The organism is Nonomuraea roseoviolacea subsp. carminata (assembly GCF_024172185.1).
Taxonomy (GTDB): domain Bacteria; phylum Actinomycetota; class Actinomycetes; order Streptosporangiales; family Streptosporangiaceae; genus Nonomuraea; species Nonomuraea roseoviolacea.
Genome location: NZ_JAMZEC010000001.1, coordinates 9,484,175 through 9,499,824 on the forward strand (window position 1 = coordinate 9,484,175; position 15,650 = coordinate 9,499,824).

14 protein-coding genes are annotated in these 15,650 nt (G+C 73.6%); 7 read left to right on the top strand and 7 right to left on the bottom strand.

All coding sequences use genetic code 11. The features are described 5' to 3' along the window. Positions 1-2 precede the first annotated feature (2 nt). The 7 genes from cydD (at position 3) to HD595_RS44270 (ending at position 7,289) form a co-directional block, all read left to right on the top strand. Positions 3-1,967, top strand: a complete 1,965-nt coding sequence (cydD, locus tag HD595_RS44240; RefSeq protein ID WP_253780470.1) for a thiol reductant ABC exporter subunit CydD — start codon at positions 3-5, stop codon at positions 1,965-1,967. Beyond that, on the top strand, positions 1,964-3,646 hold the full coding sequence (gene cydC, locus HD595_RS44245) for a thiol reductant ABC exporter subunit CydC (protein WP_253780472.1): 1,683 nt from the start codon (positions 1,964-1,966) through the stop codon (positions 3,644-3,646). Before cydD ends, cydC begins: the two co-directional genes overlap by 4 nt. Positions 3,647-3,685: 39 nt before the next feature. Then, entirely contained in the window at positions 3,686-4,648 is a 963-nt protein-coding gene (locus HD595_RS44250) for a D-2-hydroxyacid dehydrogenase family protein (protein ID WP_253780474.1), read from the top strand. Positions 4,649-4,731: 83 nt separating this feature from the next. After that, the gene (locus HD595_RS44255; protein WP_253780476.1) at positions 4,732-5,355 is read left to right on the top strand and encodes a hypothetical protein; all 624 of its coding nucleotides are present in this window, start codon (positions 4,732-4,734) and stop codon (positions 5,353-5,355) included. Next, on the top strand, positions 5,352-5,678 hold the full coding sequence (locus tag HD595_RS44260; RefSeq protein ID WP_253780478.1) for a transcriptional regulator: 327 nt from the start codon (positions 5,352-5,354) through the stop codon (positions 5,676-5,678). The genes HD595_RS44255 and HD595_RS44260 overlap by 4 nt, the downstream gene beginning before the upstream one ends. Beyond that, positions 5,675-6,556, top strand: coding sequence for an ABC transporter ATP-binding protein (locus tag HD595_RS44265; RefSeq protein WP_253780481.1), 882 nt, complete (start codon positions 5,675-5,677; stop codon positions 6,554-6,556). Before HD595_RS44260 ends, HD595_RS44265 begins: the two co-directional genes overlap by 4 nt. Next, positions 6,549-7,289, top strand: a complete 741-nt coding sequence (locus tag HD595_RS44270) for an ABC transporter permease (RefSeq protein WP_253780483.1) — start codon at positions 6,549-6,551, stop codon at positions 7,287-7,289. Before HD595_RS44265 ends, HD595_RS44270 begins: the two co-directional genes overlap by 8 nt. 86 nt (positions 7,290-7,375) lie before the next feature. On the opposite strand, the gene HD595_RS44275 is transcribed toward HD595_RS44270, so the two are convergent. The 7 genes from HD595_RS44275 to HD595_RS44305 all read right to left on the bottom strand — a co-directional run bounded on the left by HD595_RS44275 (position 7,376) and on the right by HD595_RS44305 (position 15,619). Further along, positions 7,376-8,623, bottom strand: a complete 1,248-nt coding sequence (locus HD595_RS44275; RefSeq protein WP_253780485.1) for a S1C family serine protease — start codon at positions 8,621-8,623, stop codon at positions 7,376-7,378. A gap of 150 nt (positions 8,624-8,773) precedes the next feature. Beyond that, the gene (locus tag HD595_RS44280; RefSeq protein WP_253780487.1) at positions 8,774-10,330 is read right to left on the bottom strand and encodes an AMP-binding protein; all 1,557 of its coding nucleotides are present in this window, start codon (positions 10,328-10,330) and stop codon (positions 8,774-8,776) included. A 122-nt stretch (positions 10,331-10,452) separates the two neighbouring features. Next, a complete protein-coding gene (locus tag HD595_RS44285; RefSeq protein ID WP_253780489.1) occupies positions 10,453-11,280 on the bottom strand; it encodes a MetQ/NlpA family ABC transporter substrate-binding protein in 828 nt (275 codons plus the stop codon). Between the two features lie 35 nt (positions 11,281-11,315). Next, positions 11,316-11,972 carry a methionine ABC transporter permease gene (locus HD595_RS44290; protein ID WP_253780491.1) on the bottom strand — a complete coding sequence of 219 codons (657 nt, stop codon included), beginning with the start codon at positions 11,970-11,972 and terminating at the stop codon, positions 11,316-11,318. After that, positions 11,969-12,919, bottom strand: coding sequence for a methionine ABC transporter ATP-binding protein (locus HD595_RS44295; protein WP_253780493.1), 951 nt, complete (start codon positions 12,917-12,919; stop codon positions 11,969-11,971). Before HD595_RS44295 ends, HD595_RS44290 begins: the two co-directional genes overlap by 4 nt. A gap of 344 nt (positions 12,920-13,263) precedes the next feature. Continuing rightward, entirely contained in the window at positions 13,264-14,526 is a 1,263-nt protein-coding gene (locus HD595_RS44300; RefSeq protein WP_253780496.1) for an alpha-amylase family protein, read from the bottom strand. Beyond that, positions 14,510-15,619, bottom strand: coding sequence for an FUSC family protein (locus HD595_RS44305; protein WP_253780497.1), 1,110 nt, complete (start codon positions 15,617-15,619; stop codon positions 14,510-14,512). The genes HD595_RS44300 and HD595_RS44305 overlap by 17 nt, the downstream gene beginning before the upstream one ends. Between the last annotated feature and the right edge of the window lie 31 nt (positions 15,620-15,650).

Below are 15,650 nucleotides of genomic sequence, written 5' to 3' on the forward strand. Positions count from 1 at the left end.
ACGTGCATCGAGATCTCCTCCGCCTCATGCGGGCCGAGCGGTCGGTACGCCGCCACCTGGCCGTCACCCTCGCGGCCGCGGTCGTCGCCGGCCTGCTCGTGCTGGTGCAGGCCGAGCTGCTGGCCGGCGTGCTGTCGGGCAGGTTCGCCGCGACGGCGCTGACCGGCCTGGTCGCCGTGGTGGCGCTGCGGGCCCTGCTGGCGTGGACGCAGGGCGCCTTCGCCGGGCGCACCGCCACCGGCGTGAAGTCCGCCCTGCGCCGCCGGCTGCTGGAACGGCTCCAGGAGCTCGGCCCGGCCCGGCTGAGCGATCACCGCTCGGGCGAGCTCGTGACGCTCGCCGGCCGCGGCCTCGACCGGCTCGACGCCTACCTGACCGGCTACCTGCCCGCGGTGGCCGTCGCCGGGGTGGTGCCGGTGGCGGTGCTGGTGCGGCTGTTCGCCGCCGACCTGGCCAGCGCGGTGATCGTGCTGGTCACGCTGCCGCTGATCCCGGTCTTCGGCGCGCTGGTGGGCATGACGACCAAGGCGGTCACCGAGCGGCAGTTCCACGCGCTGTCCCGGCTCGGCGGGCACTTCCTCGACGTGGTGCGCGGCTTGCCGACGCTGCGCGCGTTCGGCCGGGCCCGCTACCAGGCGACGGTCATCCGGCAGGTCGCCGACGCCCACCGCGCGGCCACCATGCGGACGCTGCGGGTGGCGTTCCTGTCGTCGCTGGTGCTGGAGCTGTGCGCGTCGCTGTCGCTGGCGCTGGTGGCGGTGCCGATCGGGCTGCGGCTGCTGGGCGGCACGCTGGACCTGACGACGGCGCTGCTGGTGCTGCTGCTGGCGCCCGAGGCGTACCTGCCGCTGCGCGCGATGGGCACCCGCTTCCACGCCTCGATGGAGGGGGTCGCGGCGGCCGACGCCGCCTTCGCCGTCCTGGACGGGGCCGCCGACCCGGAGCCCGCCACCCCCGCGAAGGCCGCGGCGAGCGCCGGGCCGGGACGCGGGGCGCCGCGGATCGAGCTGGAGAACGTCACCGTGCGCTACCCCGGCCGGGACGACCCGGCCCTGTTCGGCGTGTCCCTGACCATCGAGCCGGGCGAGCGGGTCGCGCTCGTCGGCGAGAGCGGCGGCGGCAAGAGCACGCTGCTCCACCTGCTGCTCCGCTTCGTCGAGCCGGCCGAGGGCCGCGTCCTCGTGGACGGCGCCGACCTGCGCGAGCTCGACCCGCGCGCGTGGCGCGACCGGCTGGCGTTCGTGCCGCAACGGCCCCACCTGTTCGCGACGTCCGTGGCCGGCAACATCCGGCTGGGCGCCCCCGAGGCCACCCCCGACGAGGTACGCCGGGCCGCCGCGGCGGCGCGCGCCGACGAGTTCGTGGAACGGCTCCCCGGCGGCTACGACACCCCGGTGGGCGAGCGCGGCGCCAACCTGTCGGCCGGCCAGCGGCAGCGGGTCGCGCTGGCCCGGGCCTTCTGCCGTCCGCACGCCCCGGTGCTGCTGCTGGACGAGCCGACCGCCCGGCTCGACGGGCGCAGCGAGGCCGCGGTGGTCGCCGCGACGGCCGAGCTGAGCGAGGGGCGCACGGCCGTCATCGTCGCGCACCGGCCCGCGATGATCGAGCTGGCCGACCGCGTCGTCCGCCTCCACGAGGGCCGCGTGGTCTCCGACACCGCCGCCCACCGCCGCGTCCCCTCCCCCGCTCCCCCGCCTCCGGACAACCCCTCTTCGGAGCCGCCCTCCTCGGGCACGCCCGTGGCCACCTCCTCCTCGGGCGCTTCCTCCGCAGGCGTGTCCTTCTCGGACGCCCGCCCCTCCCACTCCCCCTCTTCCGGCACGCCCTCCTCGGGCGCCCGGTCCCCGGACGGGCCGCCGCCGGAGCCGGGAGCGCCGGGAGACCGGACGGCGGACGACGAGCAGGCCAGGTCCGGCCGCGAGGAAACCGTGCGGGCCGGCCGGCAGGACCTCGGAGGTGATCGGTGAACCGGCGGATGGGACTCCGGCTGACCTGGGCCGTCCTGGCCGGGGCGGGCGCCGACCTGGCCGGGCTGGGCCTGATCGCCGCCGCCGCGTGGCTGATCACCCGCGCCGCCGAGCAGCCGCCGCTGGCCGCGCTCAGCGTGGCGATCGTGGCCACGCGAGCGTTCGCCACCGGCAAGGGCGTCCTGCGTTACGCCGAGCGCCTCACCGGCCACGACGTGGCCCTGCGCGCCCAGGCGGCCACCCGCGAGGAGCTGTACGAGGCGCTGATCCCGCCGCGCCCGCCCCGGCACGGCGGCGCCGACCTGCTGAGCCGCATGGTGGACGACACCGAGGCGGTCCAGGACCTGCTCGTGCGCGCCCTGATCCCGGCCGCCGCCGCGGCGCTGACCGGGCTGGCCGCGGTCGTCGTCGGGCTGTTCGTGCTGCCCGTGACGGCGCTGGTGCTGGTCGCCGGGCTCGCCGTGGCCGGCGTGCTGCTGCCGGCCCTCACCGCCGCCGCGGCGCGCCGCTGGTCGGCCCGGATCGCCCCGGCGCGGGCCGCGCTGGCGGGCTCGGTGGCCGACCTGGTGCACGGCTCGGCCGACCTGGCCGCGTACGGGGCGGAGGACAGGGCGCTGACGGCGGCGCTGGCCGCGGACGACGACCTGGCGGCCCTCGAACGGCGCCAGGCCCGCGTCCAGGCCCTCGCCCTGGCCGGCGGCACCCTCGTGCAGGGCCTGACCGTGGCGGCCATCGTGCTGCTCGCCCAGGGCGCCGAGGCCGGTCCGGTGGCCACGGCCGTGCTGGCGCTGACGGCGCTGGTGTCGTTCGAGCCGGTGCTGCCGCTCGCGGCGGCGGGCGAGCGCATGGCGGGCATCACGGCCGCGCTGCGGCGCCTCAAGGAGGTCCGCACGGCCCCGGCGGCCGTCGCCGAGCCGCGCGACCCCGCGCCCGTGCCCGCCCCGCCGTACACGGTGGAGGTCGAGGACCTGGTCGTGCGGCACGCGGACGCCGCCCGGCCCGCGCTCGACGGCATGTCGCTGACGCTGACGCCGGGCCGGCGGGTCGCGCTCGTCGGCCCCAGCGGCGCCGGCAAGAGCAGCCTGCTGTCGGCGCTGATGCGCCTGGTGGAGCCGGAGGCCGGCCGGGTGCTGGTCAACGGCGCCGACCTGCGCGCGTTCGCCTCCGACGACGCGCGGACGCTCATGACGGGCCTGACCCAGGACCCGTACGTCTTCCAGACCACCCTGCGCGACAACCTGCGCCTGGCCGGCCCCGAGGCGGGCGAGGAGGAGCTGGCCCGGGCGGTGCGCGAGGCGCGGCTGGAGCAGTGGGTCGAGCGGACCGGCTGGGACGCCCAGCTCGGCGAGGACGGCCGGACCGTGTCCGGCGGGCAGCTCCAGCGGCTGGCCCTGGCTCGGGCTCTGCTGCACGACCCGCCGGTGCTGCTGCTGGACGAGCCGGCCGAGGCGCTGGACGAGGAGACGGCCGACCGGCTCATGGCCGACCTGCTCGACGCGACCCGGGGCCGCACCACGCTGCTCGTCACCCACCGGCTGCGCGGCCTGGAGGACGTGGACGAGATCGTCGTGCTGGAGGAGGGCCGGGTGATCCAGCGCGGTACCCACGCCGAGCTGGTCGCCGCGCCCGGCTACTACCGTGACCTGTGGGAGTCGGAGGTCCTCACCCGCTCCCGCTGACCACGGAACGCACCATCTGACGAGAACCGGGATCCCCGCATGACCCTCCGCTGCGCTGTGCTGGACGACTACCAGGGCGTCGCCCTGTCCCTCGCCGACTGGAGTCCCCTCGCCGGGAAGGTCGAGGTCCGCGCGCTGCGCGAACACCTCGCGGACCGCGACCAGCTCGTCGCCGCCCTCGCCGACTGCGAGATCGTGGTGGCCATGCGGGAGCGCACGCCGTTCGACGCGGACCTCCTGCGCCGCCTGCCCCGGCTGCGGCTGCTGGTGACCACGGGCATGCGCAACGCCTCGATCGACCTCGCCGCGGCGGCCGCGGCCGGGGTGACGGTCTGCGGCACGGCCAGCGGCTCCACCCCGCCCGTCGAGCTGACCTGGGCGCTCATCCTGGGCCTGGCGCGGCAGGTGCCGGCCGAGAGCCGGGCGCTGCGCGAGGGCGGGTGGCAGTCCACCGTCGGCCAGGACCTCCACGGCCGCACCCTCGGCCTGATCGGCCTCGGCAAGATCGGCGGCCGCGTGGCCCGCGTCGCCACCGCCTTCGGCATGGACGTCCTCGCCTGGAGCCGGAACCTCACCCCCGAGCGGGCCGCCGAGGCCGGGGCCCGGCTGGCCGCCGGCAAGGAGGACCTGCTGCGCCGCAGCGACGTCGTGTCTCTCCACCTCGTCCTGTCCGAGCGCACCCGCGGCCTGCTGGGCGAGGCGGAACTGCGCGCGATGCGGCCGCACGCGTATCTCGTCAACACCTCCCGCGCGGGCCTCGTCGATCAGGCGGCGCTGCTGCGCGCGCTGCGTGAGGGCTGGATCGCGGGGGCCGGGCTCGACGTCTTCGAGACCGAGCCCCTGCCCGCCGGCGACCCCTTGCGCGCCCTGCCCAACGTGCTGGCCACGCCGCACCTCGGCTACGTCACCGAGGGGAACTACCGGACCTACTACACGGAGGCGGTGGAGGACATCGCCGCCTTCCTGTCCGGCTCTCCCGTCCGGGAACTGACCGCCCGCTGACCCACGTCTCCGGGGAGGGGGGTTGAGTTGGCGGCGCCATCTGGTTTACGATTCAAACCAGTTTGATGGTGAGAGAGGTTGAGATGACAGACGACCCTGAGGCCCCGCCCACCCCGGAGGAGACCCTCCGGCTCATCGAGCGGCAGCAGGCGGCCACCGTCCGGCAGCTCAAGGGCGAGCCGCTGCTTCTCTACCTCCCGTGGGGCGTCGCCTGGCTGATCGGCTTCGGCGCGGTCTTCCTGCACTTCGGGCTGGACGGCCGGGGCCTGGCCCCGATCTCGCAGATGCAGGCGGTCGGGGTGCTCCAGGGCGCGCAGGTCCTGGCGGGCGCCTTCGCCGGGTTCGGCATCGCGCGGCGCAGCCGGCTGGTGCGCGGCGACGCCTCGGCGCGCGGCGCCATGACCGGCTACAGCTGGGCGGCCGGGATGGCCCTCATGATCGTCATCTGCGTCCGGCTCTCCGTCGCCCTGCCGGAGGAGGAGGCGCAGATCCTCTGGACGGGCGCGTCGCTGCTCGTCGTCGGCCTGATGTACATGATGTCGTCGGCGGCCTGGCTGGAATGGCCGATGTTCTTTCTCGGCGCCTGGACCATCGCCGTCGACGCGACCGGCGTCATGCTCGGCGCGGGCTGGCAGGCTCTCCTGGTCGCGGTCCTCGTCGGCGGGGGGTTCATCGCGGCCAGCCTGTGGCTCCGGCGGCGCCCATGACCGCCGACGCCACCCCGCCGCCCGAGCTCGACCCCGTCATCCACGCCCAGGCCCGGCTGCGCGTGGTGGCGGCGCTCAACACCCTCGGCGACCGCGACGAGATGGCGTTCCCGGCGCTGAAGGACCTGCTCGGCATGACCGCGGGCAACCTGTCCGTCCACCTCACCAAGCTGGAGGACGCCGGGTACGTCCGGATCACCAAGACGCACAAGGGCCGCACCCCCGTCACCTACGTCGGGCTCACGAAGCGCGGGCGGCTGGCCTTCGACGAGTACACCAGGGCCATCCGCGCCCTCCTCGACCATGCTGGAGGCTCATCATGACCGTCCTCGCCCGCGCGGCGGAGGTGTCCCGCAGGTACGGCGACGTGCTCGCGCTCGACCGGGTGTCCCTCGACATCCGGGCCGGCGAGCTGGTCGGCCTGCTCGGCCCGAACGGGGCCGGCAAGTCCACGCTCATCAACCTGTTCGTCGGCCTGCGCCGGCCGACGTCCGGCACGGTGGAGCTGCTCGGCGGCTCCCCCCAGGACCCCCTGGTACGGCAGGGCATCGGCGTCACCCCGCAGGAGACCGGCCTGCCCGAGGCGCTGAAGGTCGGCGAGATCGTCGACTTCGTCTCGGCCCACTACCCGCGTCGCGCGGACAAGGGCGAGCTGCTCGAACGGTTCGGCCTCCAGGACCTGGCCAGGCGGCAGATCGGCGGCCTGTCGGGCGGGCAGCGGCGGCGGCTGGCCGTGGCGCTGGCCTTCGCCGGCGAGCCCCGCATGGTCTTCCTCGACGAGCCGACCACCGGCCTGGACGTGGAGGCCCGGCGCGCGTTATGGGACGGCGTCAGGAGCTTCCACGAGCAGGGCGGCACGATCCTGCTGACCAGCCACTACCTGGAGGAGATCGAGGCGCTGGCGCAGCGGGTCGTCGTCGTAGGCCACGGACGGGTGCTGGCCGACGACACCGTGACCGCCATCCGCGACGTGGTCGGCACGCGGCGCGTCTCGCTGACCGCGGCCGAGCTGCCCGAGCTGCCCGGCGTCCTCGGCAGCGAGCGCGCGGACGGCCGCGTCCACCTCCTCACCGCCGACCCCGACCGGCTGGTGGTGGAGCTGGTGCGCAGCGGCACGCCGTTCTCGGGGCTGGAGATCCGGCCCACCACGCTGGAGGAGGCGTTCCTCGCCATCACCTCGAAGGAGACCGCCGATGTCTAGTCTCGTCCTCGCCCACACCCGCTACCAGCTCCTGGAGCAGATCCGGGTGCCGCTCGGTCTGGTGGCCAGCGCGTTCTTCCCCGCGGCGTCGATGCTGGCGTTCGTCGTGCCGTTCGCGGGCGACGACCCGGTCGGCGCGACCCGGGCGACCGGGTCGATGATGATGGTCGGCGCGATGTCGGCGGCGGTGATGGGCCTGAGCATCTCGGTCGCGCAGGACCGCGAGCAGCCGTGGAACCCCTACCTGCGCACGCTGCCCGCCGGGCCGTTCCCCCGCTTCGCCGGGCGCATCGTGACCACCATGGCGGTCATGCTCGCGGCGGCCGTGCCGGTGCTGGTCATCGCGGCGCTGCTGACGAAGGCCAGCGTCACGGCGCCGAGGCTGGCGCTCGGGCTGGCGGCGCTGCTCGCGGGATCGCTGCCGTTCATGCTCATCGGGCTGTTCCTGGGGTTCCTGCTGCCGTCGAAGGCGGCCATCGGCGTGTCGCAGGTGGTGTTCTTCCCGATCGCGATCGTGGGCGGGCTGTTCATACCGCCACAGGTCATGCCGGGGTTCCTGCAGGCGCTCTCCCCGTACGTGCCGAGCCGCGGCGCGGCGGAGCTGGTGTGGAGCGCGGCCACCGGCTCGACCCCGAATGCCACCGGGATCGTCATGCTCGTGGTGTGGACGGTCGCGGCGGCGCTGGCCGCCGGCTGGGCCTACCGGCGCGACGAGGGCCGCCGGTTCTCCTGACGGCCCCCGCGCCGGAAACCTGAACGGGGGTGTGCCGCCGAGTCCGCAGCGATCTCGACGGCACACCCGTCCGTGAGGGGGTCCTGTTATTTCTTCTCTGCGAGAGTGACGGTGACGTTACTCGTCTTGCCGTCCCTCATATATGTGATCTGAACCTGTTGGCCCACTTTGAAACCTCTGACCTGGCCAAGTACCGTATCTCCGCCGTCCACCGGCTTGCCGGCGATCTTCGTGATGAGGTCGCCCTCCTGGAGCCCCGCCTTGGCCGCCGGGCTGCCCTCGATCACCTGGCGAACCAGGGCGCCCGAGACGTCGCCGGTGGCGTCGGTGACGCTGACGCCGAGGTAGGCGTGGCTGACCTTGCCGCCCTTGATGAGCTGGTCGGCCACCTGCTTGGCGGTGTTGATGGGGATGGCGAAGCCCACGCCGATGTTGCCGCTGCTGCCGCCGTTGGTGGCGATGGCGCTGTTGATGCCCACGACCTGGCCCGCGGCGTCGACGAGCGCGCCGCCGGAGTTGCCGGGGTTGATGGCCGCGTCGGTCTGGATGGCGCCGCCGATCGTGGTCACCTCGCCCCCCTGGCCGCCGGGCTGCTGGCCCCAGCCCGGCGGGACCTGCTGCTGCTGCTCGCCGCCGACGGTGAGCGTGCGGTCGAGGGCGCTGACGATGCCGGCCGTGACCGAACCCTGGAGCCCGAGCGGGCTGCCGATGGCGAGGACGGGCGCGCCGACCCTGAGCTGGTCGCTGTCGCCGAGCCGGGCGGGGGTCAGCCCCGACACGCCCTCGGCCCTGATCACCGCGAGGTCGGTGGCCGGGTCGGTGCCGACGACCGACGCCTTGGCGCTCTTGCCGTCGCTGAACTTGACCGACATCTGGCCGCCCTGCCCGGCCCCCACGACCACGTGGTTGTTGGTGAGGATGAGGCCGTCGGCGGTCAGCACCACGCCCGACCCCTCACCGGTGCTGCCCTCGATCATGACGACGGACGGCTGCAGCTTCGCGGCGACGTCCGAGACGGTCAAGGTGCTGGACGCCTGCTTGAACGAGGCGGGCGCCGGGGCGGCCGCGGCGATCGTGTCCGGCTGCATCGCGGTGGCGACGGCGGCCCCCGCCGCACCGCCGCCGATGGCCATGGCGGCCAGGGCGAGGCCGGCGATGGCCTTCTGACGGGTGGAGAGGCCCGGCTTGACGGCGGGCGCGGGCGGTGGAGGCGGAGGTACGGGCTGCCCCATGACCGTGGTGTCCCGACGGGGGAAGCCCCCGGCGGAGGGCGGCGTGGCACCGAACTGGCTCCAGCCGCCGTTTCCCTGCTCGCGAGGCTCGTTCGCGTTCATTGTCATCTCCTCAAGTCCCGATGACTCAAGAGTGCCAAGTAGCGCGTAAGTGCACGTTAAGCCGTTGATCGGAGGTTTCTGAGACGTCTGACACGGGCCTTATCGCCGCTGGTGGGGGCTCGGTCACGCGATCCCGGGAGCCGGAAAAATCTATCCGAGCTTTGCCGTCGCGGTGTCGGTGGAGGGCCAGTACTCGTCCCTGAGCAGCCGCTTGTAGAGCTTGCCGGTGGCGTGGCGCGGCAGCTCCGCGCGGAAGTCGACCGAGCGCGGGCACTTGTAGTGTGCCAGCCGCGAGCGGCAGTACGCGATCAGCTCGGCCGCCAGCTCCGGCCCGGCTCGTTCCATGGACGTCGGCTGCACCACGGCCTTGACCTGCTCGCCCATCTCCTCGTCCGGCACGCCGAAGACGGCGACGTCGGCGACCTCGGGGTGCACGGACAGGACGTTCTCCGCCTCCTGCGGGTAGATGTTCACCCCGCCGGAAATGATCATGTACGAGAGCCGGTCGGTGAGGTAGAGGAAGCCGTCGGCGTCGAGGTGGCCGATGTCGCCGAGCGTGGTCCAGCCGCGCCCCTGCGGGTCCTGGACGGAGCGGGTCTTGCCGGGGTCGCCGTGGTACTCGAAGCGGACGCCGCTCTCGAAGTAGATCACGCCGGTCTCCCCCGGCGGCAGCTCCCGGCCCCCCTCGTCGCAGACGTGGACGGGGCCGAGCAGGGAGCGGCCGACCGTGCCCGGGTGCGCCAGCCAGTCCTGGGGCGAGGCGTACAGGAAGCCGTTGCCCTCGGTGCCCGCGTAGTACTCGTGGATGATCGGGCCCCACCACTCCATCATCCGCTCCTTGACCGGGACCGGGCAGGGCGCGGCGGCGTGGACGGCGCAGGTCAGCGACGACAGGTCGTACGCGGCGCGGGTCTCCTCCGGCAGCTTGAGCAGCCGGCTGAACATGGAGGGCACGAGCTGCGTGTGGGTGACCGCGTGCTTCTCGACCAGCCGCAGGTACTCCTCGGGGTCGAAGCGCTCCATCACCACGACGGTCGCGCCGAGCCGCTGGAAGGTCATGCAGTAGCGCAGCGGGGCGGCGTGGTAGAGCGGCGCGGGCGACAGGTACACGCTGTCGGCGGACGGCGCGAACAGGCCGGCCACGAGCTTGTACAGCATGGTCGGCTCGGTGAGCGGGGCCCGCGGCAGGGGCGGTTTGACGCCTTTGGGGCGGCCGGTGGTGCCGGAGGAGTAGAGCATGTCGGCGCCCTGGCGCTCGCCGGGGATCGGCGTGACCGGCATGCCGGCGACCGCCCGCTCGTACGACTCGAACCCCTCGGCCGTGCCGTCCAGCATGAGGCGGCGCTCGACGCGCGGCGTGGCGCCGGTGATCGACGTGGCGACCTCGGCGAGGTCCGCGCCGGCGATGAAGACCCGCGCGCCGCAGTTGTCCACGATGTACGCCACCTCGTCGGCGAGCAACCGGGAGCTGATCGCCGTGTAGTACAGGCCGGAGCGGTGGGCGGCCCAGGCGATGGCCAGGAAGAGGGGGTGGTTGCCGAGCATGAAGGCGACGTGGTCGCCCGGCCGCAGCCCGGCGGCGCGGAACAGGTGGGCCAGCCGGTTGGACTCCTCGTCCAGCCGCCGATAGGTGACGATCTCCCCGGAACCCGCCATCACGACAGCGGGTTTGTCCGGGTTCGTTGCCGCGATCACTCCCGGGTACATGAACCGAACACTATTCGGTCATTGGCCGCCGCGCCAGCACCCAAGATCCGGACATGACGGAGCCGCGGCCTCTCACCGAGGCCGCGGCTCCGTCACGCGCTCACCGGGCGGTCACTGCGCGGTCACTGCGCGGGGATGACCGAGCCCTGGTACTTCTGCTTGATGAACTCCTTGACCTTCGGGTCCTGCAGGAGCTTGCCGAGGGTGACGATCCCGGCGTCCTTCTCGTGCCCGGCCTGCACGACCAGGCCGTTGACGTACGGGTTGCCCTCGCTCTTCTCCAGGGCCAGCGCCTGGGAGGCGGGCTTGAGCCCGGCCTCGATGGCGTAGTTGCCGTTGATGACCGCGGCGTCCACGTCGTCGAGCGAGCGCGGGAGCTGAGCGGCCTCCAGCGGCTTGAAGGCCAGGTTCTTCGGGTTGCCCGTCACGTCGCGCTCGGTGGCGGTGGTGCCGGCGCCCTGCTTGAGGGTGATGACGCCGTTGTCGGCGAGCAGCTTGAGCGCGCGGCCGAGGTTGGTGGCGTCGTTCGGGACGGCGACACTCGCGCCGGAGGGCAGCGCCTGCAGGCTGGTGATCTTCTTGGAGTACAGGCCCAGCGGCTCCAGGTGGACCGGGGTGACGAAGCTCAGCTTCGTGCCCTTGGAGGCGTTGAAGTCGTCCAGGTACGGCTTGTGCTGGAAGAAGTTGGCCGCCAGCTTGCCCTCATTGAGCTGCACGTTCGGCTGCACGTAGTCGGTGAACTCGACCACTTCCAGCTTCAGCCCGGCGGCGGGCGCCAGGTTGTCCTTGACGTACTTGAGGATCTCGCCGTGCGGCACCGGGGAGGCGCCCACCTTGAGCACGGTGTCGGCGGACTCGGTGCCCGCGTTCGTCGTCGCGGTCTGCGACGAGCCGCACGCGGCGAGCAACACCGACAGGGCAGCGACACCTACAATGTTCCGCAATTTCATGATTTTCCTTACTTATTCAGGTTGGTGGAGCTAAGTCAGCGGTGGGAGAGACGGCGGGCCACGGCGTCGCCGAGGCTCTGCACGACCTGCACGATGACGACGAGCAGCACGACCGTGACGATCATGAGCAGGGTCTCGAAGCGCTGGTAGCCGTAGCGGACGGCCAGGTCGCCGAGCCCTCCCCCGCCGATCGTCCCGGCCATGGCCGAGTAGCCGATGAGCGCGACGACCGTGACGGTCAGCCCCGCCACCAGGCCGGGGAACGCCTCGGGCAGCAGCACCTTGCGGACGATCGTCGTCCGGCTCGCGCCCATGGCCTGCGCGGCCTGGACCACGTCGGAGCCGACCTCGCGCAGCGCGGTCTCCACGAGCCGGGCGAAGAACGGGACGGCGCCCACGGTGAGCGGCACGACGACGGCCGCGGTGCCGATCGTGGTGCCGACCACGAGCCGGGTGAACGGGATGATCGCGATCATCAGCACGATGAACGGCAGCGACCTGCCGACGTTCACCAGCACGCCGAGCACCGAGCGCAGCGCGGGCAGCGGCCGCAGCCCGCCGCGGTCGAAGACCACGAGCGCCACGCCCAGCGGCAGCCCGAACAGCAGCGTGAACAGCGTCGACCAGCCGACCATCTGCGCGGTCTGCCCGGCGGCCTCCCACAGCAGCGGGGTCATCTCGTCCCAGGTCATGGGGTCACCTCCACGAGCAGTCCGCGCTCGCGCAGGAAGGCGAGCGCCGGGGCGGTGTCACCGGTGATCGAGACGCGCAGCCTGCCGACCGAGCCGCCGGCCAGCTCCTCGATCGAGCCGCCGAGGATGCTGATCTCGACGTCGAACTTGCGCACCGCCTCCGACACGACCGGGCGCTGCGGGTCGCCGGTGAAGGTGAGCGTGACCGAGCCGGACGGCGCGGGCTCGGGCAGCGGGAAGATCTCGCGGGTCAGGCGGGAGCCGGGCGTGCGGATGAGGTCGGCGATGGCGCCCGACTCCTCGATCCGGCCGCCGGACATGATGGCGACCGAGTCGCAGATGCTCTTGACGACGTTCATCTCGTGCGTGATGAGCAGGATCGTCAGGCCCAGCTCGGCGTTGAGCCGCTTGAGCAGGTCGAGGATCGAGCGGGTGGTCGCCGGGTCGAGCGCCGAGGTGGCCTCGTCCGACAGCAGCACCGACGGGTTGCCGGCCAGGGCGCGGGCGATGCCGACGCGCTGCTTCTGACCGCCGGAGAGCTGGTGCGGGTGGTCGCCGCCACGGCCGGACAGGCCGACGAGGTCGAGCAGCTCGGCGACGCGCCGGGCCCGCTCCGCCCGCGGCACGCCCATGACCTCCAGCGGGAAGGCCACGTTGCCGGCGACGGTGCGCGAGGACAGCAGCGCGAAGTGCTGGTGGATCATGCCGATGCGCTGGCGCGCCCGGTTCAGCTCGCGCGACGGCAGCGCGGTCAGGTCCTGGCCGGCGACCGTCACGGTGCCCGCGGTCGGCCGTTCGAGCAGGTTGACGCAGCGCAGCAGCGTGCTCTTGCCGGCGCCGCTCTGGCCGAGCACGCCGTGGATCTCGCCTTCGCGCACGTGCAGGTCGACACCGTCGAGGGCGACGGTGTCACCGTACAGTTTGCGCAGGCCGGAAACCTGGATCACGAGAAAACCCCACACTGGCAGCGGCCACGCCGCTGGGAACGAACGTCAGGAGAGAGCGGAGCGGGGCGCGGCTCAGCGGGTGCCGGGGTGGAAGGGCAGGTGGCTCAGCCTGCGCAGCACGTAGCTGGGTGCGATCATCGGGGAACCTTCGTGGGTGGGTGGACGGTCAGCGCATTCGCCGGGCGTGCATTCGCCGGGTACGCATGCGACAACAGCGCCCGCCGATGGGGGCGCCTCGGTTGCTCGCGTGTGCCTCGTCCACGATGAGGGCCAACGCCCCTTTTGCTTTCCTATATTCCCGACACTTTTGGTGATCTATATCACGCCGTCCCTGAGGCCGGCCGTCACGCCGGTCTCTCGGCGAGGATCCGCCAGGCGTGCGGGCCGACGACGGCGGGGTCGTGGGCGCGGCGGTCCGGGGCCAGCGGCGTCAGCCGGGAGACGTCGACCGGGAAGCGGTAGGCGCGGTCGTCGAGGTTGAGCAGGGTGACCAGCGCCTGCCCGCCGGCGCTCGACCTGAGCACGGCGGCCCGGTTCGTCAGGTGCTCGACGTCCGTGCGGGCCCGCACCAGCCACGGATGGCGGCGCCGCAGGCCGACGAGGTCCTGGTGCAGGCGGTAGACCGGCAGCCCGTACGGGGCCAGATCGGCGGGCGCGTCCGGGAAGGCGGGGCGGATGGCGTCGTCGCCGCCCTCGCGCTCCTCCTTCAGGCCCTCGAACGCCTGCTCGTCGCCGGAGTACAGGCTCGGGACCCCGCCCACCGTGAGCAGGATCGCCAGGGCGTGCCCGAGGTGGCGCCGGTCGTCGAGCCGGGTCGCGAGCCGGGTGACGTCGTGGTTGCCGGCGAAGGTGAGCGGGGTGAAGGTGGCGAGCAGGTCGTTGTGCCGGTCGAGGGCCCAGGCCAGCTCGAACAGGTTGCGGTCGTTGAGGGAGCTCCAGATCGCCTTCCACAGTTCGTACTGGGTGACGGAGTCGAGCCCGGACTCCTTGACGTACCCGGCGTAGTCGCCGTGGATGACCTCGCCGGCGAACCACGCGTCGGGGTGCCGCTCGCGGACGCCCGGCAGCACCTCGCGCCAGAACGCCGGGGGCACGGCATAGGCGGCGTCGAGCCGCCAGCCGGCCGCGCCGCGGTCGAGCCAGTGGTCGAGCACGGCGGCCACGTGGTCGCGCACCGCCGGCTGGTCGTGGTCGAGGGCGACCAGGCGCTCGTGGCCCTCGAACGTGTCGTAGCCGTCCGGCCCCTTCCTGAACCACGACGGGCCGCCGGTGAACGACCTGCCGACGTGGTTGAAGACGCCGTCGAGCACGATCCGCAGGCCGCGCCCGCGCGCCTCGGCGACCAGGGCGTCGAAGTCGGCGTCGTCGCCCAGGCGCGGGTCGATGCGGAAGTGGTCCACGGTGTCGTAGCCGTGGGTCTCGGAGGCGAAGATCGGGCCGAGGAGGAGGCCGGAGCAGCCCAGCTCGACGGCGTAGTCCAGCCATGGCAGGAGTCGCCGCAGCCGGTGCCGCACCGGCTCGCCGGGCGGCGGGGCGGCGGCCGGGGCCCCGGTGAAGCCGAGGGGGTAGACCTGCCAGAGGATCGCGTGGTCACTCCACGTCGGCACGGGTGCTCCTCACTTTGTCCGGCCGGCTCGCGGCCTGGCCTGCGCGGTGGTCTTCCTGGTCATGCTTGTGGGGGTTCCTTCGGCCGCGTACTGCCCACGGAAGGTAGCCGCAACCCAGGGCGAGCGCGCACCCGACGGCCGTGTCGGCGATCCGGAGGCCCGCCAGGCCGGCGGGGGCGCCTCCGGTGAGCAGCAGGACGAGGGGGGTCATCACGGCGGCGTACAGGGCCGGGCGGCGTTCCTTGAACGCCGGGCGCAGGGCGGCCAGCCCGGCCACGAGGAGCGTGAACGGCCACGCGGTCAGCGCCCACAGCGGCAGCGCGGCCGCCGCGAGGGCGCCCGCGGCGGTCCCGGCGGCCCGCTCGACGGCCCGCCGGGCGGCGCCGGCCAGCTGCCGCCGTACCACGATCACCACGGTGACCGAGATCCAGGACGCGGTCGGGTGCGGCCAGAGCAGGGCGATGACCTGGGCCGCGCCGAGGCAGGCGGTCAGGCACGCGGCGTAACGGCGGCTCGTGGCGCTCCACGCTCCCCGCCGGAGACGTCTCGCGAACGCCACCTTCGCCCGGGGCGACGCGCCGCTCGTCGCGCGCGCCGGGGCTTGGTGCGGCGCGTCACCCGTTCGGCGGGCCAGGGCCAGGGGCAGCGCGAGCACGACTCCCCACGCCACGCCCGCGGCCACGACGGCGGAGACCCCGAGCGGGTGACCGTGCCGGGCGGGGCCGGTCGTGATGACCATGAACGTGACGAAGCGGGTGGTGAGCTCCGCCATGGGCCGGCTGACCCCGCCGGCGAGGGCAGCCACGGCCGCGAGCAGGACGAGCGCGACGGCTCCGCCCCATCCGTGCCCGGTCACGGCGGCGCCCGCGAACCCGGCGGCGGCGACCGCGCACACGGTGCCCGCGGCCCCCCACAGGATGGACGCGGCCGGCACGGAGCCGCCTTCTCGTGGGCCGGGAGGCGAGGAGACGCCGGTGGCGGCCAGCGCCCCGACGGCGGCGAGCGCGCCCAGCGCCGGTCGCCCGGTGGCGACGCCCAGTGCCACCGGCCCGCCCACCCCAAGCGCGCCGACGGCCATCCGCAACCAGATCATACGCAGAGCGTACCAATATTCGCCGTGTGCT

Excerpts from the sequence above, each read along its gene's own strand:
- HD595_RS44250 (WP_253780474.1), top strand. The coding sequence starts at position 3,686 with ATGACCCTCCGCTGCGCTGTGCTGGACGACTACCAGGGCGTCGCCCTG.
- HD595_RS44255 (WP_253780476.1), top strand. The coding sequence starts at position 4,732 with ATGACAGACGACCCTGAGGCCCCGCCCACCCCGGAGGAGACCCTCCGG.
- HD595_RS44260 (WP_253780478.1), top strand. The coding sequence starts at position 5,352 with ATGACCGCCGACGCCACCCCGCCGCCCGAGCTCGACCCCGTCATCCAC.
- HD595_RS44265 (WP_253780481.1), top strand. The coding sequence starts at position 5,675 with ATGACCGTCCTCGCCCGCGCGGCGGAGGTGTCCCGCAGGTACGGCGAC.
- HD595_RS44270 (WP_253780483.1), top strand. The coding sequence starts at position 6,549 with ATGTCTAGTCTCGTCCTCGCCCACACCCGCTACCAGCTCCTGGAGCAG.
- HD595_RS44275 (WP_253780485.1), bottom strand. The coding sequence starts at position 8,623 with ATGAACGCGAACGAGCCTCGCGAGCAGGGAAACGGCGGCTGGAGCCAG.
- HD595_RS44280 (WP_253780487.1), bottom strand. The coding sequence starts at position 10,330 with ATGTACCCGGGAGTGATCGCGGCAACGAACCCGGACAAACCCGCTGTC.
- HD595_RS44285 (WP_253780489.1), bottom strand. The coding sequence starts at position 11,280 with ATGAAATTGCGGAACATTGTAGGTGTCGCTGCCCTGTCGGTGTTGCTC.
- HD595_RS44290 (WP_253780491.1), bottom strand. The coding sequence starts at position 11,972 with ATGACCTGGGACGAGATGACCCCGCTGCTGTGGGAGGCCGCCGGGCAG.
- HD595_RS44305 (WP_253780497.1), bottom strand. The coding sequence starts at position 15,619 with ATGATCTGGTTGCGGATGGCCGTCGGCGCGCTTGGGGTGGGCGGGCCG.